This is a genomic window from Streptomyces sp. NPDC085946, from assembly GCF_044540485.1.
Lineage (GTDB): Bacteria > Actinomycetota > Actinomycetes > Streptomycetales > Streptomycetaceae > Streptomyces.
In genome coordinates this window covers 101869-124439 of the sequence record NZ_JBITSF010000020.1, presented here as the reverse complement: position 1 = coordinate 124439, position 22571 = coordinate 101869, and the positions used below count along the sequence as shown (strand labels likewise).

The following is a 22571-nucleotide window of genomic DNA, read 5'->3' as shown; positions in this document are numbered from 1 at the left end:
CGCCGGCGCCGGGCACCCGGCCCCGCGCGGCTACGCCAGCAGCCCCGACGACTTCCACAGCCGCCGGCCCACGCCCCGCAGCACCCCGATGTCGTCCAGGAAGTCGGTCAGCCGCTTCGACCCGTTCTGCATGACCTCCCGCCGGTGCCCGCTCGCCCTCACCTGCGCGACGGCCTCCCGCCTGTCCAGGCCGACGTTGGTGTAGACGTCGGGGTTCACGAACGCCACGGAGAACACCCGCGCGAACTCCCCGGAGGTGATCCGCGTGAACTCCTGCGACCACTTCGGCGCCGTCACCATCTGCCGCCGCAGCTCCTCACGCGCGTACCGCACGTGCCGCGCCTCCTCGACGACGTGGATCCGCGTGACGCCCCGGATCAGCGTCTGCACCCGCTCGTCCGGGAACGTCAGCCGCTGCATCCAGTCGAGCACCTCCTCGCCGAGCAGCGTCGCGGTGAAGGACCCGGGGGTGGTGGAGATCGTCTTGAACAGCCGCCCGAGGTGCTGGTGGACCGGGCTGACGGGGTACCAGGGCGTGCCGCCGCGCGAGATCAGCCGGGCGAACATCTTGGAGTGCCGGCATTCGTCCTCGATCTCGGTCAGCGCGTACCGCACGTGCGCGCTCGTCGCCGCCTTGTCGTAGATGTGCCGCACCAGCAGCTGCATGAGGATGATCTCGAACCAGATGCCGAGCGAGGCGAGGGCCGCGGCCTCGTGCTGGGAGAGCAGGATCCGCTGCTCCTCGCCCATCCGCTTCCACATCGGCGTGCCGTACAGCGACACCAGCTCCGGCGGCCAGAACCACTTGCCCTCCTCGAAGGGCGCGTCCCAGTCCAGCTCCTTGTCCGGGTCGAAGGAGTGCTTGGCGGAAGACTCCAGCAGCCGCTGGGCCACCTGCTCCCGGTCCTTGAGCAGGCCGAGCGCGTCGCGCAGGCCGTCGAGCGCGTCGGCTTCCGTCAGGGTCGTCATGACTGTCCCACCTCGTCGTACGGGATTGCGTCCGGGTTACCCGCGGGTACTCGCTGCACTTATGAGACTGCCTGTCAGCAAGCCCGTCAATCCCCCGCGCACGACTTGTTGACCCCGGGTTCCCCGCACGGGAGTCCGCGGTCCACGCCGGCCTCCGGCCCGTACGCCGTGGACCCGGACGGCGCCCACCGGCAGGCGCCCGCCACCGGCGCGGCCCGCTTCGGCCGGGAGCACGACGACGGCCGCGACCGCCTCCTCGCTCTGCCGATGCGCCAGGACGAGGAGACCGCCGGGAACCCGGACGCGGAGCGCCTCGCGGCGCGGGAGCGGGAGCGGGAACGGGTGGCGGAGGTGCGGGAACGGGTGGGGGAGGCGCGGGAGGCGATCGAGGAGGGCCGGCGCCGCACCGGCCGACCACCCGGGCCCGGCCCGCGGACCGTGCCCGCGGACCGTGCCCGCCCCTGCCGGGGGCCCGTCTCAGGAGCCGAGCACCGCCCGCATCACCGCCCGCGCGATCGGCGCCGCGTCCCCGCCCCCGCTGATCTCGCCCCGGTTCGCCTCCGCGTCCTCCACCACCACCGCGACCGCCACCTTCGGCTCCGGGTCGCCGTGCCCCTGCGCCCACGAGACGAACCAGGCGTACGGCGTACCGGAGTTGCCGAGCCCGTGCTGGGCGGTGCCGGTCTTGCCGCCGACCGTGGCGCCGCGGATCGCGGCGTTGGCGCCGGTGCCGCGCTCCACCACGTCCCGCATCAGCGCCCGCATGCGCACGGCGGTCGACGGGTGCATCGCCTGCCGCACGGGCCGCGGGCCGGTCGCCGACAGCGTGCCGCCGCCCGCCCGCACGGCCCGCTCCACCAGGTACGGCCGGCGCACCTGACCGCCGTTGGCGACCGCCGCCGCCACCATCGCCATCTGCAGCGGCGTGGCCCGCGTGTTGTACTGCCCGATCGACGACAGCGCCAGCTGCGCCCGGTCCACCGAGGTGTCGAACGTGGAGGGCGCCACCGAGAACGGGATCCGCAGGCCGGCGTCGTTGAAGCCGAAGCCGTGCGCCGCGGCGGTCAGGTGCGCCACCCCCGTCTCCACGCCCAGCTTCGCGAAGACCGTGTTGCAGGAGAAGGCGAACGCGTCGCGCACCGAGGCGTCCGCACAGCCCCGGGACTCGTTGGTCAGGGTCGTCGTCGTGCCCGGCAGGGTGTAGCGGTCGGGGGAGTCGGTCGGCGCGTCCAGGTCCGTCACCACCCCCGCGTCCAGCGCCGCCGCCGCCGTGACCACCTTGAACGTCGAACCCGGCGGATACGTCTGGCGCACCGCCCGGTTGAGCATCGGCCGGTCCGGGTCGGCGTTCAGCCGCGCCCAGGCGCGGGCCACCTCCGCCCCGTTCCCGGACAGCTCCGCCGGGTCGTACGACGGCACCGACACCAGCGCCAGGATCCGGCCCGTCGACGGCTCCAGGGCCGCCACCGCGCCCTTGCGGCCGCGCAGCCCCGCGTACGCCGCCCGCTGCGCGGCCGGGTGGAGCGTCGTGACGACGTCGGCGCCCGGGCTGCGCGCCCGCGTGAAGTCCCGCCACAGCCGCAGCGGCGCCAGCACCGGGTCGGTGCCGGCCAGCAGCCCGTCCTCGGCGTGCTCCAGCAGGGTCGTGCCGTACAGCTGCGAGGAGAAGCCGGTGACCGGCGCGTACAACGGGCCGTCGGTGTAGGTGCGTTCGTAGCGGAGCTGCTCGCCGGTGTCCTGCGAGCCGGTGACCGGCCGGCCGCCGACCAGGATGTCGCCGCGCGGCTGCCCGTAGCGCGCGATGTCGGCCCGCCGGTTGGCGCTGTTGCCGTCGTGGGAACCGGCCTGGACCACCTGGACGCGGGCGGCGTTGAGCAGCAGCGCGACCAGCAGCAGGGCGCAGAAGGCGGCGGCGTGCCGGATGTGCCGGGTCAACGCCCCTCCCCGCGTCCGGAGGGCGGCGCGGACAGCCGGCGGCACGCGGGCTCCACGGGTTCCACGGCGTTCACGGCGTTCACGGAGCTCACGGGGCGACCTCTCCGTCGTACTGCCGCCGGGCCGTGCCGCTCACCCGCACCAGCAGCGCCACGATCGCCCAGTTGGTGACCACCGACGAGCCGCCCTGCGCCAGGAACGGCATCGCCATGCCGGTCAGCGGGATCAGGCCGGTCACCCCGCCCGCGATGACGAACACCTGGAGCGCGACGATCGAGGCGAGCCCGACGGCGAGCAGCCGGCCGAAGGGGTCGCGCAGCGCGAGCCCGGCCCGGTACCCGCGCTCCACCAGCAGGCCGTACAGCAGGAAGACCGCGGACAGCCCGGCCAGCCCCAGCTCCTCGCCGGCGGTGGCGAGGATGAAGTCGGACTTGACGGCGAAGCCGATGAGGACGGAGTGCCCGAGCCCGAGCCCGGTGCCGAGCATCCCGCCCTCCGCGAAGGCGAACAGGGACTGCGCGAGCTGGTTCGGCCCCTCGCCCGCCTCGATCGACGCGAACGGGTGCAGCCAGGTGTCGATCCTGCTGTGCACGTGCGGCTCCAGCCGGCCCACGGCGAACGCGCCCAGCGCGGCCAGCGCCAGGCCCACGGCGATCCAGCCGGTGCGGCCGGTGGCGACGTACAGCAGCACCACGAACAGCCCGAAGAACAGCAGCGACGTGCCGAGGTCCCGCTCCAGCACCAGCACGCCCACGCTCACCAGCCACACGGCGACGATCGGCCCGAGCACCCGGCCGGTCGGCAGCTGGAGCCACCAAACGCGGCGTCCCGTGTACGCGAGGGCACTGCGGTTCGCCGCCAGGTACGCGGCGAAGAACACCGCCAGCAGCACCTTCGCGAACTCGCCCGGCTGGATGGAGAACCCGGCGACCCGGATCCAGATGCGGGCGCCGTTGACCGCCGGGAACAGGATCGGCAGCGTGAGCAGCACGAGCGCGGCCGCCACGCAGACGTACGCGTAGCGCTGGAGCAGCCGGTAGTCGCGCAGCAGCAGCACGACCACGATGAACAGCGCCACGCCCAGCGTCGACCACACCAGCTGCGCCGGGGCCGCCCGGTCGCCCGGCGTCTCCAGGTCGAGCCGGTAGATGAGCACCAGGCCGAGCCCGTTGAGCAGCACGCCGATCGGGAGCAGCAGGGGGTCGGCGTAGGGCGCGCGCAGCCGGACCGCGCCGTGCGCCAGCAGCGCCAGGACGCCGAGCCCGGCACCGTACCCGGCGGCGCCGGGCGGGACGGCGCCGGTCCGGGCGAGGCCGACGGCGCAGTAGCCGTACACGGACAGCAGGACGGCCAGGACGATGAGGGAGAGTTCGATGCCGCGCCGCCGGGGGAGACGCGCGGCGGGTGCGGGCGGGACCGCCGTCGCCAGGGTGATTCCGGCCTTGCTCATGTCCGGAACTTACCCAAAGAGGGGGTCTTGTGTGCTTTGCGTGGGCTGAGTGGCCCGAGTGTCCGCGCTCCGGATGGACGGGACGGGGGACGGGGGAGGGGGAGGGACGGAACGGGTGGGCCGGGCGGAGGGGCGTCGCGCGTGTCCGTGCTCCGGGCGGCTGGGAGGACGGGGTGCCCGTGCTCCGGGCGGCTGGGAGGACGGGGTGCCCGTGCTCCGGGCGGCTCGGGTGACGGGCGTGCCCGTGCTCCGGAGGGCAGGGCGGCGGGGGCCGTGAGCACGGACCCCGTCCCTCACCCTCCGCCGTCGCGGCCCCCGCCCTCGCCCGGCGCCGACCGGGGCAGCGTCAGGGTCGCCACCGCCCCGCCGTCCGGCGCGTTCGCGAACGTCAGCCGGGCGCCCAGCACCTCCGCCTGCCCCCGCGCGATGGTCAGCCCCAGGCCGTGCCCCTTCGCGCCGCCCTCGGTGCGGAACCGCTGCGGCCCGTGCGCGAGGAGGTACTCCGGATAGCCGTCCCCGTGGTCCCGCACGGTGACCACCGGCCCCTCGACGGTCAGCACCACCGGCGCCCGCCCGTGCTTGTGCGCGTTCGCCACCAGGTTGCCGAGCACCCGCTCCAGCCGCCGCCGGTCCGTCTCCACCGCCGCGTCCCGCACGACCCTGACCCCGGTGCCGGCCCCCGACGCCCGCACCACCCGCTCCACCAGCGGCCCGAGCCGCTCGGTGTCCAGCTCCAGCCGCTCCCGCCCGGTGTCCAGCCGGGAGATCTCCAGCAGGTCCTCCGTCAGCGTGCGCAGCGCCGCCACCCGGTCCCGCACCAGCTCCGTCGGGCGGCCCGGCGGCAGCAGCTCGGCCGCCGCGTGCAGCCCGGTCAGCGGGGTGCGCAGCTCGTGCGCCACGTCCGCGGTGAACCGCTGCTCGGCCAGCAGCTTGCCCTGCAGCGACGCGGCCATGGTGTCCAGCGCCGCGGCGACCGCGGCCACCTCGTCCTGCGCCCGCCCCGCGTCCCGCCTGCGGGGATCCGCACGGGGATCGTTCACGCGCGCGTCCAGGTCCCCCGCGCTGATCCGCCGGGCCACCCGGGCGGTGGCGTGCAGCCGCCGCGTCACCCGGGTCACCGCGAACGCGCCCACCAGCAGCGTCGCCCCGATCGCCAGGCCCGACGACCACAGGATCGCCCGGTCCAGCCCGTCGATGGTGCGCGCCTGCTGCGCGTAGTCGACCGCCACGGCCAGCGCCCGCCCGCCGTCCGCGGGCCCCGCCGCCCACATCGTCGGCCGCCCGCGGTGCTCGGCGACCACGGTGCCGCGCTCCCCGGACACCGCCAGCGCCCGCAGCGACGCCGGCAGCCCCGGCGGATCGACACCGGCGCCCCGCCGCAGCGAGTCCCCGGCCTCGTACGCCTCGGCCGCGTCCGCCAGCCGCTGCAACGCCAGGGCGCGCGCCTGGCCGACGGTCTGGTCCGTCACCTGCACGTGCACGAGGACGCCGAGCAGGGCCGCGAGCGCGCAGCACATCACGGTGATGAACACCGCCGCCTTGACCGCGAGCGTCCCGGCCCACCGGGGGAGCGCGGCCCTCACCGGTCCGCCGAGGGGGAGGGGCGCGGGGAGGCGGGCCGGTGCCCGGTGCGCAGCATCTCGTCCTGGGTGAGCAGCATCGCCCGCTGGTCGGGGTCCCAGGTCCAGGTGAGCCGGTACTCGTACCCGGCGACCTCGGACGGCGAACGGATGATCAGCGACCGCCCGGCCAGCTCGACCGCGCTCACGGCGTCCTCCCACGCCATCACCCGCACCAGCCGGTGCCGGTCGTCGGCGGTGTAGACGCGCACCGCGGTCGTCCGGCCCGGCAGCAGCCGGAAGCCCAGCACCAGGTCGTCACGGCCGTCACCGGTCAGGTCCCGGTGGTACGGCCCGAGCACGGGACACCCGCCCGTCCCGGCCCCGCCCGCACACGCGGCCATCCGGCCGACCGTCCCGCGGTACGGCGCCTCCGCCCCGGCGTAGTCGTCCGGATGCCCGGCGATCTCCGCCCGGACGACCGCCACCGGGTCGACCTCGCGGACGCCGCCGCCGGGGACGGTGATCCCCCGCACGACCTCGGTGTCCACCTCGCCGATGGTGAACGCCGGACTGGCCGCCGGCGTCAGCTCCGGCCACAGCCGCAGCGGACCGGCCGCGGTCGGCGTCGCCCCCGCGCCCCGCAGCCCGCCCGCGTCACCGCAGCCCGCGAGCGCCGCCAGCAGCAGGGCGACGGCGGCGGCCCGTCGCACGGCGCGCGGACGGCGGTCACGGGGGCTCGGGGGCACTGCACTCCTGCGGCTCGGGGAACGGCGAGGGCCGCCTCCACCTTATGCGCGGGGAAGTCCCCTTTCGCGAACCGGGTGGGCGGGGGGACGGGGACCCGCGCCCGGCACCCGGGGCGGCCCGGCGGACCGGCCGCCGCGGCGGCCCGGCGCGGACCGGTCACCCGCCCGGCACCCCGCGGAACCCCTCTCCGGGACGGCCGGGTCCTTGCCCCCGGCGCGCCCCGCCTGTTCCCATGGTCTGGGGTGATGGTGCATGACTGGACCGCGCGTCATACCGACCTGGCGGCACGGCCGCGAACGGCTGTACGTCCGCCTCCCCGACGGCCGGAACATCGCCTGGTACGACCGCGAGGCGTCCCGGGTGAACCTGCTCCGCGAGGACCACCGGGACGAGGTCCTGCACGCCCTGGGCCCGTTCCTCACGGGCCAGGTGACCGTGGGCCCGCCCCCGGTGCCCACCCCCGCCGAGCTCGCCCGCCTCTCCCTCCACCCGGACGACGACCTGGCCCCCAACCGCCCCGGCGAGGCCCTCCTGGTCGACCTCGACCGCGACCCCGGCCCCGCCCACCTGCTGCGCCCCGACCCGCGCCGCCGGGCGCTGGAGGCGGAGCAGACGGTCGGGGAGGCCCTGGACCGGCTGGACGGCGCGGGCTGGCACGCCCTGCACTCCGTCCCGCTCCCGGGCGGCGACCGCATCCACCACCTGGTGATCGGCCCCGGCGGCCTGTTCGCCGTCCACGCGCTGTACGCCCGCCGGCAGCGCGTCACGGTGGCCGACCCCCTGGTCACCCTGGGCCGCCGCGACAGCCGCCCCCTGCTGCGCCGCGTCCGCGCCGACGCCGACCGGGCGTCCTACGCCCTGACCGCCGAGGTCCGCCCGGTGCTGGCCCTGGTGGGCGCGTCGGAGGTGGCCCTCCCGGCCCCGCCGCGCGAGGTCCGGGTCCTGACGGAGCAGGCCCTGCCGGAGCTGGCCCGGCTGGGCGGCGTCCTGAAACCGGCCGACGTGGAGGCGCTGCACGCGACGGCCCGGGACCGGAACACCTGGACGCGCGTCTGACCGCACGGCGACGGACCGGACCGCCCGGACACGGGCCCGGCGCGCACGGCGACGCCCGCGGGACCGTTCAGGGCAGCCGGCCGGCGCGCTCCGCGTCGAGCAGCGGCCCCAGCAGGTCCCCGAACTCCCGCACGCGCGGCGCGAGGTCCTCCGCCCGGAACACCAGCTGCCCGGGCGACCGGCACCCCTCGACCTCCTCCCAGGTCACCGGGGCGGACACCAGGGGCTCGGCCCGGGCCCGCAGCGTGTAGGGCGCGGCCGTGGTCTTCCGGGCGGCGTTCTGGCTCCGGTCGACGAAGACCTTCCCGGGCCGCAGGCTGCGGGTCATCCGGTGCAGCACGAGCCGCGGCATGGCCCTCTCGGCCTCCACGGCCAGCTCCTTGGCGTACTCGGACGTCCGCTCGGGCGACGCCCCCCGCACGGCGGCGAGCACGTGCAGCCCCTTCGACCCGGACGTCTTGGCGTACGCCTCGATCCCGTCCACGGCGAGCCGCTCGCGCAGCCACAGGGCGACCTCGCAGCACTGCACCACGGTGGCGGGCGGCCCGGGGTCGAGGTCGAACACGATCCGGTCGGCCTCCTCCGGCGCGCCGACCCGCCACTGGTGGGTGTGGAACTCGGCGACCAGGTTGGCCGCCCACATCAGGCTCGGCAGGTCCTGCACCACCACCGTCCGCGAGGACCCCTCCAGCCGCGGCACCTCGGCGGTGGTGACCCACTCGGGCGTACCGGGCGGCACGTTCCTGGCGAAGAACACCTGCCCGTCGGGCCCGTCCGGATACCGCAGGAAGGACACCGCCCGGTCCCGCAGGTGCGGCAGCAGCACCCCGGCGACGGTCGCGTAGTAGTGCAGCACCTCGGCCTTGGTGAAGCCGGCGGCGGGATACAGCACCTTCTCCAGATGACTGAGCGCGACCCGCCGCCCCTCCACCTCCGCGATGGGAGCCATACGATGAGAATCCCACGCAAAACGGCGGAAAGACCTCCCCGGTGATCACCGGACGCCCGGAAAGGTGCTGCACGTGAGATCCATCTGGAACGGCGCCATCTCGTTCGGCCTGGTCAGCATCCCGGTCAAGCTGGTCAACGCGACCGAGAGCCACGCGATCTCCTTCCGCCAGATCCACACGGAGGACGGCGGACGCATCCGCTACCGCAGGTTCTGCGAGGCGGAGGACCGCGAGGTCGACCACGCGGAGATCGGCAGGGGCTACGAGGACGCCGACGGCTCGGTCATCCCGATCACCGACGAGGACCTCTCCCGCCTGCCGCTCCGCACCACCAGGACGATCGAGATCGTGGCCTTCGTCCCGGCGGACCGCATCGACCCGCTCCAGATGGACGCGGCGTACTACCTGGCCGCGAACGGCACCCCGGCGGCCAAGCCGTACACCCTCCTGCGCGAGGCCCTCAGGCGCAGCGACAGGGTGGCGGTCGCGAAGTACGCGCTGCGCGGCCGGGAACGCCTCGGCATGCTCCGCGTGGTCGGCGACGCCATCACGATGCACGCCCTCCTGTGGCCGGACGAGGTCCGCGACACCGAGGACGTGGCCCCCGAGGCCGACGTCACGATCCGCGACAGGGAACTGGACCTCGCGGACGCGCTGATGGACACCCTCGGCGAGGTCGACCTGGAGGACCTGCACGACGAGTACCGCGAGGCCCTGGAGGAGGTCATCGCGGCGAAGGCGGCCGGCGAGGCCCTCCCGGAGCCCTCCGGCCCCGCGACGGACGGCACGGTCCTGGACCTGACGGCGGCCCTGGAGAGCAGCGTCCGAGCGGCCCGCGCGTCCCGCGACGAGAACGCCCAGGTCACCCCCCTCCGCACCCGCGGAACCCCGAAGGAACCGGACGGCGGGAAGCCGGCGTCGACGGCGAGGAAATCCCCCACGAAGAAGCCGACGGCGAAGCCGGCGCAGGAGACGAAGAAGACGACGACGAAACAGACGACGGCGTCGGCGAAGAGCACGACGAGGAAGCCGACGCCGAAGAAGACGACCTCGCGCGAGCACACGGTCTGACGGCCGCAACGACGCACAGCGACCGGGACCGGGACCGGCTCGACCATGCCCCTGCTCGACCATGCTCCTGCGCGAGACCTTTCCCCCTGCCTAGCCACCGCCGGACCCGTCACCCCTCTCCGACCTCCGCACCGTCCAGGAACGACAGCCCCACCGGACGAGGGCGCCGACGGCCAGGGACACGAGAACGGCGCCCCAGTCGATCACGTGCGGCAGGCCGGGGAAGAAGGCGAGGAAGGCGAGGGAGCCGAGAAGACCGACGAGGAACCCGGCACCCTCGACCCGACGTCGCCGGGCCGCGGTGCCGGGGTCCGGCTGCTGCCCCTGCTGCTCGATCATGTGACGCTCACTTCGTGACGTGATGGCACTGGCTCGCACGCCGCACCCCGTTGACCAGAAGGCGCGCGCACGCCTTGCCATAACGAGGCAGCTTCCGAGGAGAGGTGCTCCGCATCGGATCGCTCGCCGTGTGCCTTGTCACGAGACATGCGGCGGATCCCATGGCTGGGGCCGGGACGGTGCTCCCCTAGCGATAGCGATTATTAAGCTGTGCCGACTCGCGAAACGTTTCGCGCGACGACCCTGCGGCGGAACGGCGAGCCCGGAAAAAACCACGCGAGGACCCGCACCCCCCTCAGGTATGTTCCTCATGTTTGTTCGAAAGGGGGGACGCAGTGGCGAAGCTCAACCAGATCATCGCTGTCGAAAAGGGCGTCAAGAGCAAGTCGTTCCAGGACATCACCGCGGCGCACCACAAGGTGCAGAAGCCCGCACTCCTGGCCGGGATCTCGCGCACGTACCAGCCGAAGGACGAGGAGGGCGAGCAACTGCCGCCCGAGTCCACGCGCGTCCAGGTGCAGGCCGAGGACGTACTGCGCGAGATGTCCGCGTCGCTGACCCGCCTCTTCGACGTGACCGCCACGAAGGACCGGGCCAACTGCACCGCCCGCGCGGACGTCACCGTGGACGGCCGGACGCTCCTCGCGGACGTGCCGGTCAGCTACCTCCTCTTCCTGGAGAAGCAGCTCACGGACCTGCACACCTTCGTGAAGAAGCTCCCCGTCCTCGACGCCGCGGAGTCCTGGACCCTCGACCCGTCGACGGACTGGTGGAAGACGGACCCGGTCCGCACCATCCGCACGAAGAAGGTCCCCCGCAACCACGTCAAGGCCGAGGCGACCGACAAGCACCCGGCACAGGTCGAGGTGTACTACGAGGACGTGCCCATCGGGTACTGGACCACCGTCAAGTTCTCCGGAGCACTCCCGGCCCGACGGGTCAACGAACTCGTCGAGCGCGTCGAGAAGCTCCAGCAGGCGGTGAAGTTCGCCCGCGAGGAGGCCAACGGCGTCGAGGTCACCGACCAGCGCGTCGGCGACGCCGTGTTCGGCTACCTGTTCGGCTGACGCCGGCACGGGTGGCATCCCCGATCGCCCCCGCGTGCGAGCGCGGGGGTGCGCACCAGGCGCGGGCCGGATTGAGGACCGGCTCGCGTGATGAGCGCAAGCTGAAACTGAAGTTCAGCCTGAAGAAGCGGTCAATCTCAGACTCTCGCTCCAGCTTCAGCATCGCCGCCGATCGCCGGATCGACCGAGGCCGGACGAACGCCGTCGGATGCGAGTTCGACTCTCGCCTGCACCTCTGCGCGGTGCGGTAGTTCAAAGGAAGAACACGACGGCCTGACGACTGATCCGTCCTCTTGAACGCCACCGGCGTGCGCAATTGGGTGGCATCCCCAGGAGCCCGGGAGCTGGATACGACTCCCGGGCTCCGCCACGCCCGCCGCCGCCCGGACCGTGGTGAACGCACACTCGCGGCGATAGCTGCGACCGCCCGGTGCCTACCGCGGACGGCGAGAGAAGCGAAGACGACCCAGTTTCTGCTGGGAAGGCTGCATACTCCGACAGCGGACATCTCCATGAGAGCGAAATGCTCGCCCTTGAGTGACGAAACAGCACACCCCCTTCGTGACACCCTGCACACAACTGCCGAGACGCCTCACTCGCTGCCGGACGTGCTCGCGCCGGCTGGAGGTCAGGATCGTCCTCTCGGCGCTGCTGTGAGGTCGGCACCAGCTGATGCGAAGTAGACATCGAGCCGGTCGACGGACCGGGCGTACTCCTGTACGGAGTCATCACCCCGTACCGAATCGACGACCTCGCCGCCCTCCTTCACGGCTTCGGACTGCCGTACTCCCTGGAGCTCTCCGCGGAAGACGGCACCCTGCCCCGTGGGATCCAGGCTTGATCCGCGAAACATGCTCCGGCGCGAGCCTCGGCACCGAAGCCGACTCGACCCACTGGAGCGGCACAGCACTCTCCTCACCTACGCACACAAAAAGACCCCGACCTCAGCGTTTCCGCTGGTGACGGGGTCTTTGGGCACCTCATACAAGGTGCCCCCGGCAGGATTCGAACCTGCGCACACGGCTCCGGAGGCCGACTGACTAAAGGGAGTTCATACCGGTCAGCGCGCTATCGAAAGCCAGTCACCAGCGCGTCGTCCACGTCTGGTCCACGACGACCCACGTGCGGGGTCCAAGGCCTACTAGGGGTTGGTGAGGTTAGCCGAGGTCGATCACGGTACTGGGGTCAGGCCGGCACTCATCGAGAAGCGTCTCGGCTGAGCTGAAGTGTTCACGAATCCTACGGCGCGACTCATCTGCAGTGATCATGCTCGGGTTCGGCATGTTCTCAGGAGTGGACCACCAACGACCGCTGTGCAATTCGTCCCAGGGCGGGCGCTGACCGTCTCGCCGGCGCCGCGCGCCTGGATCGTGGTTTCCGAAGCCATCCAAGACGACGTTCCACACGGGTTTGAACTGTTGAATCATGACCCGCTCGGCGAGCGAGACGAAAACCTCCACAGCGACCAGGTAACGAACCATGAAGTCGTTGACATCAAGATCCGATACCTGCTCCAAAGACTCCCGGTGTTCCTGAATGCGGTCCCACAGGGCCGTTGTGTCCTTGGTGTCATCTACGAGTCCCTTCCTGCCACCAGCGGGGACTGCCTTGCCCACGTAGATAGGAGTGCGACAGTAGTCCCACACGATAGGTTGATAGAGCTCGTGTTCGCCGGTGTAGTAGATCGCGTAGACGCCCGCACCTATCATGAGTGGCACGTCTGTGATCGGAACTGGGGCCTGTTCGAGGAGAGTCAACTCGATACTGCGCCCAAGATTGAGCAGGGCTAGGGGATCGTACGGCTTGGGCCGTTCCGCCTGTGACTTCCAGTTACGCGGCTTGCTGGACTTCTTACGCTGCCTGCCTGCCTGACCCGCATCGGACACGGACTGGCCCACCCCCTCAGCTCGTTCGTGACGATCATCCTAGCTAGAGCTACGTGCGGTGCCTGCGGCGCTTTGGGGAATCGAGTCGAAGATCGCTAACTCCGCGGTATGCTTCCACCATGTCTGATCAGGAACAAGAACCCAAGCACGGCCGCACCGGTGTAGAACTCTTCGCAGGCGGTGGTGGACTGGCTATGGCTGTGCATCGCGCCGGCTTCCGCCCGCTCCTGGTCAACGAGTACGCCCCGCGAGCCTGTCAGACGCTGGAGGCAAACGGTGCGAAGCCTCGGGCGAAGGACGACGAGACCATCCCGCAGCCAGGTGATCCATGGCCTCTGGTAGCTGGTGACGTCCGCGAGGTTCGCTTCCGACACCTTGAGGGAAAGGTTGACGTGCTGGCCGGAGGCCCCCCCTGTCAGCCCTTCAGTCTTGGAGGAGTCCACAAAGGCGACGAAGACGAACGCAACATGTTTCCCCAGATGTTCCGCGCTATTCGGGAAATTCGACCCAAAGCGGTTATCTGTGAAAACGTACGGGGTCTGCTGCGTCCCTCTTTTAAGCCATACTTCGACTACATTCAGAGGGAACTAGCTTTCCCCTTCGTCGAACGTCGCACTGGGGCGAGTTGGCAAGAACACGATGCCATCTTGAGTGGTCTCGATGACCAAAAGGTCGGGGATCCGTCGGAACACTATCGTGTCGTAATGACGCCAGTGAACGCGGCAGACTACGGCGTGCCTCAAATTCGCAACCGTGTCATCATGGTGGCCTTTCGATCCGACTTGAATGTTGACGTCGATGCTTTCAAGAAGGCCGTTGAACCGCAGTTTTCAGAGAGCGCGCTCATCCGATCCATGCTGATCGATGGTCCAGATTCCTACTGGCAGCGCCACTCGGTGGCACCTCATATCCGTGAAGCGGTGCTGAATCGTCTACCAGGTACGATTCCGTTGGATGACGGAAAGAGGCCATGGCGCACTCTTCGTGACGCCATCGCGGGAATCGATGGCGCCACACCGCTCCCTCCCATTCCGGACGAGTTGCTTGACCGCCAAGAACATAAACTTGGTGGCTTCACTGACCATATCGGATGGCCAGGCGCTCGTATCTACCAGGGACACACTCCGAACGAGCTGGATCGACCAGCAAAGACTGTAAAAGCTGGTGTGCACGGGGTGCCTGGGGGCGAGTCGGTCATGCTTCTGGACAGTAAGCACCCTACTGACGACCCCAAGTATCGGTACATGACGGTGCGCGAGACCGCACGAGTTATGACCTTCCCAGATGACTGGAAGCTGGAAGGCCCCCGTGGTGAGAAAATGCGCCAACTGGGCAACGCCGTACCGGTCCTTCTCGGGCAAGTTTTTGCAAAAGCCGTGGCCAAGGCGCTGGACGATGTGGAGTGCGCACGGTGATCGTTCCTCCTACGACACCTGACTCAGGGCGTTGGAAAGGGACATCGCCGCCAGCCAAGGCATGGAAAGGACGTCCAGGAAGAACGGCAGCCGCTCGGGCCGCTGAGCAAGACCGAGCAGCTGGCGGTCGCAATCGTCGCACTGTCGCGTTGGATGACGGTCGATTTGCACGGGCCTCTATCGAACTCAAGGTCCTTCCGAAAACTCGACGCATCCGTGCTTACCTGCGTTGGTCAGACAAAGGACGTTCACCATCTCGATACGTTGGCGAGGTGAATCACGACACCCGCTCTGCCAACCTTGCTCAGGCGTGGGAGATGGCAAGGGCGGCAGGATTTCTCGCCGAGGAACCCCTGCCAGATACATCCTGGGCGACTTCCACGGCTGTTCGGTCTGTAATGAAAGGGAATAAATCCCGAGACACAAAGCCTGAAAAGCGACTTCGGAGCATCCTGCATCGTGAAGGCCTTCGATACCGCGTAGCAACTCGCCCCCTTCCCGAGCTCCGCCGGACCGCGGACATTGTTTTTCCTAAGCTCCGCTTGGCTGTCTTTGTGGACGGTTGCTATTGGCATGGTTGTCCTGACCATTACAGACCTTCCGATGCAAATAGGGAGTTCTGGTCGGCAAAGATCGCAGCTAATCGCAACCGAGATTCTGAAACCGATCGGATGCTTCGAGATGCCGGGTGGAACGTGATACGAGTCTGGGAGCACGAAGACCCCGCCCTGGCAGCGAGCCGAATCATCGAGCTTGTTCGGTCCTGCGTTGACTAGCCCGTCATGCTCACTCAGCGTCTGCTGTCTGCGCCTGCGCCTGGCTGTGTCAGCGCACAGGTGCGCGTCCCTCATACAGCGGTAGGAGCTGGTCAGTCAGCGAAGGACCATGATCCACGCCGGAGCGCCGAGGCCTTGATGACTTCCGCCAAACGCCTCCACCTGGGGCCCGTGCGCCGCTAGCATGATCGAGCCTGGGGACACGTCCCTGACTCGATACTCACACAGGAGTGCGCTAGCGTGGCCAACTTTCGTACTTCGGCCCGTACCGTTGACATGCTCGGCCGGCAGCAGATTGCTGGTATCCCCACGGCAATCAACGAACTCTTCAAGAATTCCTATGACGCATACGCGAAAACGGTTGTCGTCGACTGGCTGAAGGATCGCAATGCTCTGATCCTTCGTGACGACGGTGTGGGCATGAGCGAGAGGGACTTCCTCGACCGATGGCTCACGATCGGAACGGACAGTAAGGCCGCAGGTGGCAGGCTAAGCCCACCACCAATTCCTCAAGGTTTCACCGTTCGACCTGTAATGGGGGAGAAGGGCATTGGACGCCTTGCTATCGCTGCTCTGGGTCCTCAAACTCTCGTTCTCACGCGGCAGCGTCCTCAGAATGCGGGTGAGGAGAACGCGGCTCCCGTAATCGTTGCCCTGCTGCCGTGGACATTGTTCAGTGCCCCGGGTGTGACATTGGAAGACATCGACGTTCCGGTGCTATCGGTTGACGGGACTCTTGATCGATCGGTGATCGAGCACCTGGCAGATGAGGTACGTGCAAACTTGCTGCGGCTCTCGAACCGGCTGGACGATTCGACGACGGCGACGATCCGTGACCATCTGACGAGACTCGAGCAGATCGACCCGCGTCTCCTTGAGAGACTTCCAGGGCCCCATATCACTGGTAGCGCCGGCTATGGGACGGCATTTGTGGTCACGCCTGTTGATGAGTCCCTGCCCGGAGAAGTCGAGGGCGACAGCACTAAGAAAGGTCAAGCAACCAACCTCTTCAAATTGCTCGCCGGCTTCTCGAACACCATGACCACAGGTTCCCGAGAGCCCGAGATGCAGACATCATTCGTGGTTCGTACCGATGATGGCCTGGCTACGGATATCTTGGACGACGACGAGTTCTTCAATGAGGCTGACTTCGCGAGGGCCGATCACGAGTTCTCTGGGACCTTTGACGAGTACGGCACGTTCCATGGGGCAGTGTCTATCTATAGAGCGGAGCCTGTGCAGCACGTCATTCCTTGGCGTGCGGGAAGGGGAGCGCCAACTCAATGCGGCCCGTTCAACATTCGTTTTGGGTATGTGCACCATAAACTTGCCCAGAGCAGCCTAGCGCCGCAAGAGCACACAGAGATTTCTCTGAAACTTCAGAAGGTTGCTGGCCTGTACGTTTACAAGGATGGCATCAGGATCCTGCCGTACGGACAGAGCGACGTTGATTATCTGCAGATCGAAGAGCGGAGGACCAGAAATCTAGGTTACTACTTCTTCTCATATCGGCAAATGTTCGGGGCTATCGAGCTGTCCTCGAAGGTCAATCCTGCATTGCAGGAAAAGGCCGGGCGAGAAGGATTCCGCGAGAATATTGCTTTCAAGCAAATGAAGGCCATTCTTGAGAACTTCATGGTGCAACTGGCTGCGGACTTTTTCAGGGGCAGCAGTCAGCGGGGGCAGGAGTTTCTAGCAAAGCGCGACGAACTCGAACGCACTGAGCAGATTCGCCGTGCACGCGCCGAAACCGCAAATGCGGAGCGCAACAAACTGCGCAATCGACTGCAACTCGTCATCGGCGAGTTTGCGGAGTCACGTCCGGTCGCACTCGTGGAGCGGACGGTGGCACGAGTCGAGCGCGAGCTATCTGTCATCAGCGACACGGCACCGGATGCCCTAGAAGCGACTCTGGAACTGGAGGAGGGCGCTCGACGCGACCTTGAGAGCTTGATAAGCCGATACACGGTACCTAAGCCTGTAGGTATCGGCCTTGATAGAGAGACGAGTCGAGATTGGGCAGTATATGAGAGGCTACGGGACGAACTTGTAAGCAACGTCGTCACTACGGCGACTGACAAAATTAGCTCGATGGCCGCAGTCAGAGCCAGTCATTTGGTATCGACCACGGAATTGCGGGAGCGTCTGCAGGAAGATTTCGCCGAATCAGCACGCCGGGAGTTCGACGACTGGTCGCGGGATATTCAAGAGATCCGTACGAGGTCTGAGCGTGTTGCTCTGGATATCTCAGGTAGAGTTCGGTCTGCGGTCCAAAGTGCCTCAGATTTTGCACGGGGCATGACCCGACGTATCACAGACGTACCGCCCTCCGCTACCGAAGACGACCTCTTTAGGCTCCGACGGCAGCTTATGGAGGAGCTTGAAAAAGAACTGCAGCGTCAGAAGGATTCACTTGAGCCAGTCCGACGCTTTTTGGGCAGCTTCGAGCACATCTCGCGGGGCTTTGGCCTGGAAGAGCAGCTTGAGGCCGTGGAGGAGGAGGTTATTGCCCTTCGAGAGCAGGTTGACACTGATCTCGAACTGACTCAGCTGGGAAGAGCCGTTGAGCTGATTAACCATGAATTTTCGTCGAGTATTAAGACGGTGAGGAGGAACTTGCGCGCCCTGCGACCTTGGGGACAGCGGAATGAAAAGCTTGGCAGCATTGAGCGTGAGCTTGCAACGGCATTCGAGCATCTGGATAACTATTTGACGCTGTTTACTCCACTCCAGAGAAGGCTGTACCGAAAACCGGCCAACATTCGGGGCGCTCAAGTGGCGCAATTCATCCGTGATCTATTCGGTGACAGGCTTCGGCGCCACGACGTAGATTTGCGGGTGAGCCCGTCGTTCGAGAGCTACTCATTCGTGGGCTATCCCTCTACGTTCTACCCCGTCTTTGTGAACTTGGTGGACAATGCGATCTTTTGGCTGTCGGATCGGCCGGTTCCACGGGTGGTGCAGCTAGGACAGCGAAACGGATCGTTGATCGTCGCCGACAACGGTCCTGGCATCTCGTTGCGCGATCACAACGCTATTTTTGAGCACGGCTTTTCGCGGAAGCCGGGGGGGAGGGGACTTGGGCTGAAGATCAGCAAAGACGTGCTGCAGAGAAGCGGCTGGTCTCTTACAGTCGTACCCGAGGGAGGTTTGCCGTGGCCGGCGGAAGCAGCCTCGATGGCAGGTTCTGGCGGACAGGGTGTAGGTGCGTGCTTCTCGATCGATCCGCCGAGCGGGGTTGATGAGAAGGGGTTGGGGGGAACGGAATGAGTACTGAGCTCGAGCACTGGTCTGTAGATGTTGCTAGGCACTACCTACAAACCGTGGTTGTCGTTGACGACCAGGTGGCGATTGAACCAGCGGAAGGTTCCGATAACGGCCCGGCGCCCGAGGATGTCGTTGAGGACTTCGACCCATTGTCTGTAGAGCCTGAACCAGAGGGAGGGCTGGCCGGTAAGCAGAGCTCGACAGAAATCCACCGCGCTGAAGAGAGATCAGCAGGCAATGAAGATCTGGATGGCGCTGTCCTCTCTGAAGCATTTGCAGGTTACGGGCTAGTCTGTGGATACGTGCGTCCGAAAAATGGCGACCAGCGAAACGCTTTGGTCGAAGGTAGCTACGACCGCCTGTTCATGCGATCCGATGTCCTTGTGCTGGACTGGACACTGAACGGTGACACGGGACAGACAACTTCGCAGCTTGTTTCTCGACTAGTGCATACCAAGCAAGGAAAGCTTGGGCGACTGCGACTTATTTGTATCTATACAAACGACCCGGATCTTTATGGTGTCAGGGACACCCTCCAGCGCAAGCTGAAGGACGAAGGTCATGAGTTGGAAGTTTCCGAAAACGGTGATGGGCTGGGCATCGTAGCGCGGGACTTTCGTATCTCCGTCCTGGGCAAGTCTGGAGTGAGTCGCCCTGCCATTCCAGGGTTCTCTGCGGTCTCCGAAGCAGAGCTTCCCGAGAGAATTGTGAGAGAATTCGCTCAAGCCTCTCATGGCATTCTTCCAGGATTTGCGTTGAAGAGCCTTAGCCTTCTACGAGACAACGCACCAACGCTTTTGCAGCGGTTCCAGAGTGACCTGGACCCCGCATTCGTCAGTCATGACCTTCTCACCGGTGAGGGAAGGAGGTTCGCGATCCAGCTGATTGCGCGGGAAATTCAGTCTCTCTTGGAATCGACCGGCGCGGGAGACATGATTTCCCGCAAACGCATTGAGTCGTGGGCAAAGGACCGTCTGGCCAGCGGTGAGTTTGTTCCACAGGTTCAAGGAAAAAAGCGTGCCCTTAAGGACGTATCTCCTGATAGCGTCTTGGAGCTGCTGGCGCAGGAGAAGGTCAAAATCGACACTCTGCGCGACAGCAGGGGCGGTCAGTTGGGGGTCAGTAAAATGGCCACTGTCGCCTCGCTCTTCACGACTGCCGATCGAGCGCGGGCCTCTGAGGAGGAGCTGGGCAGACTGTCTTGCTTCGCGAGAGATTTGCATAGCGGATACACCTTCGAACGCGAACCTACCCTTCAGCTTGGAACTATCTTGATCAGGGATGCGGGAACGTCGGTGGGAGAGCTTGCTCCCGATCCGTTGCGTGAGTCGGAGCAGGACGAATCTAAGAGAGAGTTCCTTCTTTGCCTGCAGCCGCTTTGCGACTCTGAGAGGTTGGAGTCGGACGAGCGGCGCGGCTTCCCTATGATTCCTCTCTCTGAGGTAGAGCTTGGAAAGGAATTTCACTTCCTTGCTCTTGATCATTGTAAGGAGAAGCGGGCTCTAGCGGGTACGGCGAAGCCGCACGAAATGATTATAATTCCCTTCCGGCCAACGGGTAGTGAGGGTGTGGTGCGGGCTGTCAAGAGAGATGACATCCCGCGCTTCACTAGCGATGACGGTGAAGAATTTTTGTGGATAGGTGAGCTGCGTCCAGAACACGCGCTGCGCGTATCCCATGAATTGGGCAGGTTGATTAGTCGAGTAGGCCTTGATGAATCAGAGTGGCTCAGAAATGACGGCCTGAACCGCTGATTTGCCGGTGCCGGCAGCGCATCCTGATACACGCTCACAAGGTCGGCGGAGCGGGTTTGGGCTGGAGCTGCTTTGGCGCGAGTGATCATGGCCCCGTAAGCTTCCGGCGCGTCGGGCAGTCTGTTGACCTGCCCGTTAAAGCACGACGTTGGGGCCATGATCTTCGAGGCTCGCGCCAAAGTGGCTGCCTAAAGCCGTGGAGCCGACCGCCCCAACCACAGGCGGGTTCTTCCCCTCATGGCCGCGCCCGGACCTCCGGCCGGCGCTTGGTGCGGGATCAGCGGGCCGTAGGAGCGCCCGCGTATCTGGCAGTGTTGGGCCTGGATGCCACCGTCACCGCGATCCGGCCTCTCGCGGTAACACAAAGCGTCTTTGACCTGCTCTGTTGGGATCACCGTTCACCCCCCGTGCCGTGTTGGAATATGGCCGCTGCGTGCGGCGACGGGCGGGCGGCGACGTGCGGCCGGTGGCGAAGACAGATGAGGCAGCGCGGCGGCGACCGACCGGCGCCGCCGCCCTTGGCGCGGCCCTCGGGTCTTGATCCGACCTACTTGAAGTAGGCAACCGGGTGGAAAGGGGCGCGCGGTGGCCCTGTAGTGGGGCGTTGGGGTCGAGTTGCTGTTGTGCCTTTCCACCTCTGAGGCCGGATCGTGATGGCGGTGGTGTGTGGGTCGAATCCGGCCGTTGATGGGCTGAGACGGAGTGTGCGGCGGTCGGGTTGGCGGTGATCGATGAGCGCCGGTGGCCGCAGGATGAGCGAGCGCAGCGAGCCTTGATGAGGTAGAGAAACCTGTAACAGCTCCCGCTCTTGCCGGGTCAAGCCGAAGGCACGTCGGTGGTCAGGAGTCGGCTCGTGAATCCGGCTTGGCATAGGCGCTCGTACGCCTCGGCTACGTCGGCGGGTACCGATTGGCTGATCATGAATCCCTGCTCTGGGTAGATCATCAGCCGCTGGAGCGCACCGACCAGCATGTCGATCACCAGTCGGGCGTCGCCGATGGAGTCAACGTACTGGTCGAGCGTCATCGGAGTGGAAGCGCTGACGATCTCGACTTCAGGCCAGAGCTTGCGTGCGGTGGCGTACGCTCGGCGCTCCTCGTAGGGCTTGCTGATCAGGAGCACCGAGGACACCTCGATGCCGGCCTCTTCCAACACCTCGCGTGAAAAGCGGATGTTCTCGCCTGTATTGCGGGCGCGCGGCTCGACGAGAACGGCAGTGCTGGGGACACCGAGTTCCAGTGCTCGTTCCTGATAGTGGACGGCTTCGCCGCGGGGCATGCGTTCCCGTGTCGTGGGGCTGGTGGCGCCGGTGAATAGGAGCAGGGGGGCCATGCGGCGCTTGTACAGGTCCACTGCGGTGTCGGCCACGCCCAGGTCGTGGCTGCCGAGTCCGATGGCAACCGAGCACGGCCGGGGTGAGTGCCCCATCTGGTGGTAGTCCCACACGCGCCGGGCGTCTGCCCAATCCTGTGTCGAGATCACTGCTGACCTTCCCTGTCCTTCGCCGAGTCGGGCACCTTGAAGTCGTACTCCCACGCGAAGCGCGATGCCGCGTGTACCCCGATGGCGAACTCCACGACGGTGCCGTCGGCCGTGTAGGTCGTCCGATGCAGCTCGACGACCGGTTCGCCCGGCGGTAGCTGGAGCTGCTTCACCTCATCCGGCGTGGCGGCACGGGCGAACAGTCGCTCCCTCATGTGATCGATCTCGTAGCCCGCGTCGTACAGCACGCGAAATCCGCCGCCTCGGCCGGCGGGTCCCGGCGTGGGGTCCACCAGTCGCGTACCTTCCACGTGCTCGGGCCGGTAGTAGCTGGTCAGCGTGTGCGTCGGCTGGTCGCCTTCCTTCACCAGCCGCGCGCGGGCGTAGACCTCGGCGCCTTCGGGGAGTCCATGCGCGGCTGCCACTTCCGGTGGCGCTACGACGCGACTGACCGTCTGGGTCTGCTCGTTCCGGCGGTACCCCCGTCCGGAGGCCACGCGGTCCGCGATGAAGGCGACCTCGTCGCCGTCCCGCCACTTGGCCTTGTCGTAGCGGGCGATACCCAAGCGCTTAAGGGGAACTTGCTGGCGCACGACAGTGCCGTGGCCGCGCGACGAGGTGACCAGACCTTCGGCTTCCAGCGCCTTGTAGGCGGCATGCACGGTGGATTTGGAGCCTTCGCCTGCCTCGACAAGTGTCCTGATGTGCGGAAGCTGCTGGCCAGGGGCGTATTCACCCCTTCTGATCTGCTCGGCCAGCTTGTCTGCCAGCTCTCGCCACTTGGGCGCCATCTAGAACCCCTCTCGACGAGGTCCAGTGAAACATAGTCCCAGGACTGTTGACAG

17 protein-coding genes are annotated in these 22571 nt (G+C 67.2%); 7 read left to right on the top strand and 10 right to left on the bottom strand.

Annotated features, from left to right (window positions below):
* Window positions 1-30: 30 nt before the first annotated feature.
* From ACIF8T_RS31270 to ACIF8T_RS31250, 5 genes are all read right to left on the bottom strand, one after another.
* Window positions 31-969 carry a diiron oxygenase gene (locus ACIF8T_RS31270; protein WP_400039619.1) on the bottom strand — a complete coding sequence of 313 codons (939 nt, stop codon included), beginning with the start codon at window positions 967-969 and terminating at the stop codon, window positions 31-33.
* A 477-nt stretch (window positions 970-1446) separates the two neighbouring features.
* Window positions 1447-2904 (bottom strand): penicillin-binding transpeptidase domain-containing protein, encoded by a 1458-nt coding sequence (locus ACIF8T_RS31265; RefSeq protein WP_400039617.1) that lies wholly within the window; start codon window positions 2902-2904, stop codon window positions 1447-1449.
* 88 nt (window positions 2905-2992) lie between these two features.
* Entirely contained in the window at window positions 2993-4354 is a 1362-nt protein-coding gene (locus tag ACIF8T_RS31260) for an FtsW/RodA/SpoVE family cell cycle protein (protein WP_400039615.1), read from the bottom strand.
* Window positions 4355-4647: 293 nt separating this feature from the next.
* On the bottom strand, window positions 4648-5937 hold the full coding sequence (locus ACIF8T_RS31255) for an ATP-binding protein (protein ID WP_400039613.1): 1290 nt from the start codon (window positions 5935-5937) through the stop codon (window positions 4648-4650).
* Entirely contained in the window at window positions 5934-6662 is a 729-nt protein-coding gene (locus ACIF8T_RS31250) for a hypothetical protein (RefSeq protein WP_400039612.1), read from the bottom strand. The genes ACIF8T_RS31255 and ACIF8T_RS31250 overlap by 4 nt, the downstream gene beginning before the upstream one ends.
* Window positions 6663-6915: 253 nt before the next feature.
* On the opposite strand from ACIF8T_RS31250, the gene ACIF8T_RS31245 reads away from it, so the two are divergent.
* Window positions 6916-7719 carry a nuclease-related domain-containing protein gene (locus ACIF8T_RS31245; RefSeq protein ID WP_400039610.1) on the top strand — a complete coding sequence of 268 codons (804 nt, stop codon included), beginning with the start codon at window positions 6916-6918 and terminating at the stop codon, window positions 7717-7719.
* Window positions 7720-7786: 67 nt separating this feature from the next.
* Here the strand turns inward: ACIF8T_RS31245 and ligD are convergent, their stop codons facing one another.
* On the bottom strand, window positions 7787-8668 hold the full coding sequence (ligD, locus tag ACIF8T_RS31240; RefSeq protein WP_400039609.1) for a non-homologous end-joining DNA ligase: 882 nt from the start codon (window positions 8666-8668) through the stop codon (window positions 7787-7789).
* 64 nt (window positions 8669-8732) lie between these two features.
* On the opposite strand from ligD, the gene ACIF8T_RS31235 reads away from it, so the two are divergent.
* Window positions 8733-9740 (top strand): Ku protein, encoded by a 1008-nt coding sequence (locus tag ACIF8T_RS31235; RefSeq protein ID WP_400039607.1) that lies wholly within the window; start codon window positions 8733-8735, stop codon window positions 9738-9740.
* Between the two features lie 90 nt (window positions 9741-9830).
* Here the strand turns inward: ACIF8T_RS31235 and ACIF8T_RS31230 are convergent, their stop codons facing one another.
* The gene (locus ACIF8T_RS31230) at window positions 9831-10079 is read right to left on the bottom strand and encodes a hypothetical protein (RefSeq protein ID WP_400039606.1); all 249 of its coding nucleotides are present in this window, start codon (window positions 10077-10079) and stop codon (window positions 9831-9833) included.
* A 335-nt stretch (window positions 10080-10414) separates the two neighbouring features.
* Between ACIF8T_RS31230 and ACIF8T_RS31225 the strand changes: the two genes are divergently transcribed.
* Window positions 10415-11146 carry a hypothetical protein gene (locus ACIF8T_RS31225; RefSeq protein ID WP_400039604.1) on the top strand — a complete coding sequence of 244 codons (732 nt, stop codon included), beginning with the start codon at window positions 10415-10417 and terminating at the stop codon, window positions 11144-11146.
* A 1157-nt stretch (window positions 11147-12303) separates the two neighbouring features.
* On the opposite strand, the gene ACIF8T_RS31220 is transcribed toward ACIF8T_RS31225, so the two are convergent.
* Window positions 12304-13032, bottom strand: coding sequence for an Eco29kI family restriction endonuclease (locus ACIF8T_RS31220; protein ID WP_400039602.1), 729 nt, complete (start codon window positions 13030-13032; stop codon window positions 12304-12306).
* 119 nt (window positions 13033-13151) lie between these two features.
* Here ACIF8T_RS31220 and ACIF8T_RS31215 point away from each other — a divergent pair, with 119 nt between their 5' ends.
* From ACIF8T_RS31215 to ACIF8T_RS31200, 4 genes are all read left to right on the top strand, one after another.
* Complete coding sequence (locus tag ACIF8T_RS31215) at window positions 13152-14447, top strand: DNA cytosine methyltransferase (RefSeq protein ID WP_400039601.1); 1296 nt, start codon at window positions 13152-13154, stop codon at window positions 14445-14447.
* Between the two features lie 317 nt (window positions 14448-14764).
* The gene (locus ACIF8T_RS31210; RefSeq protein ID WP_400039670.1) at window positions 14765-15223 is read left to right on the top strand and encodes a very short patch repair endonuclease; all 459 of its coding nucleotides are present in this window, start codon (window positions 14765-14767) and stop codon (window positions 15221-15223) included.
* A 240-nt stretch (window positions 15224-15463) separates the two neighbouring features.
* Window positions 15464-18493: an ATP-binding protein gene (locus ACIF8T_RS31205; RefSeq protein ID WP_400039599.1), complete on the top strand. Its 3030-nt coding sequence runs from the start codon at window positions 15464-15466 to the stop codon at window positions 18491-18493.
* 53 nt (window positions 18494-18546) lie between these two features.
* Window positions 18547-20244, top strand: a complete 1698-nt coding sequence (locus tag ACIF8T_RS31200; protein WP_400039597.1) for a response regulator receiver domain — start codon at window positions 18547-18549, stop codon at window positions 20242-20244.
* Window positions 20245-21060: 816 nt separating this feature from the next.
* On the opposite strand, the gene ACIF8T_RS31195 is transcribed toward ACIF8T_RS31200, so the two are convergent.
* Window positions 21061-21726: a YdcF family protein gene (locus tag ACIF8T_RS31195; RefSeq protein WP_400039596.1), complete on the bottom strand. Its 666-nt coding sequence runs from the start codon at window positions 21724-21726 to the stop codon at window positions 21061-21063.
* Window positions 21723-22517, bottom strand: a complete 795-nt coding sequence (locus tag ACIF8T_RS31190; RefSeq protein ID WP_381231846.1) for a GntR family transcriptional regulator — start codon at window positions 22515-22517, stop codon at window positions 21723-21725. The genes ACIF8T_RS31195 and ACIF8T_RS31190 overlap by 4 nt, the downstream gene beginning before the upstream one ends.
* Between the last annotated feature and the right edge of the window lie 54 nt (window positions 22518-22571).

Coding starts and splice junctions, on each gene's coding strand:
- ACIF8T_RS31270 (WP_400039619.1), bottom strand. CDS start 969: ATGACGACCCTGACGGAAGCCGACGCGCTCGACGGCCTGCGCGACGCG.
- ACIF8T_RS31260 (WP_400039615.1), bottom strand. CDS start 4,354: ATGAGCAAGGCCGGAATCACCCTGGCGACGGCGGTCCCGCCCGCACCC.
- ACIF8T_RS31245 (WP_400039610.1), top strand. CDS start 6,916: ATGACTGGACCGCGCGTCATACCGACCTGGCGGCACGGCCGCGAACGG.
- ligD (WP_400039609.1), bottom strand. CDS start 8,668: ATGGCTCCCATCGCGGAGGTGGAGGGGCGGCGGGTCGCGCTCAGTCAT.
- ACIF8T_RS31230 (WP_400039606.1), bottom strand. CDS start 10,079: ATGATCGAGCAGCAGGGGCAGCAGCCGGACCCCGGCACCGCGGCCCGG.
- ACIF8T_RS31215 (WP_400039601.1), top strand. CDS start 13,152: ATGTCTGATCAGGAACAAGAACCCAAGCACGGCCGCACCGGTGTAGAA.
- ACIF8T_RS31210 (WP_400039670.1), top strand. CDS start 14,765: ATGGCAAGGGCGGCAGGATTTCTCGCCGAGGAACCCCTGCCAGATACA.
- ACIF8T_RS31190 (WP_381231846.1), bottom strand. CDS start 22,517: ATGGCGCCCAAGTGGCGAGAGCTGGCAGACAAGCTGGCCGAGCAGATC.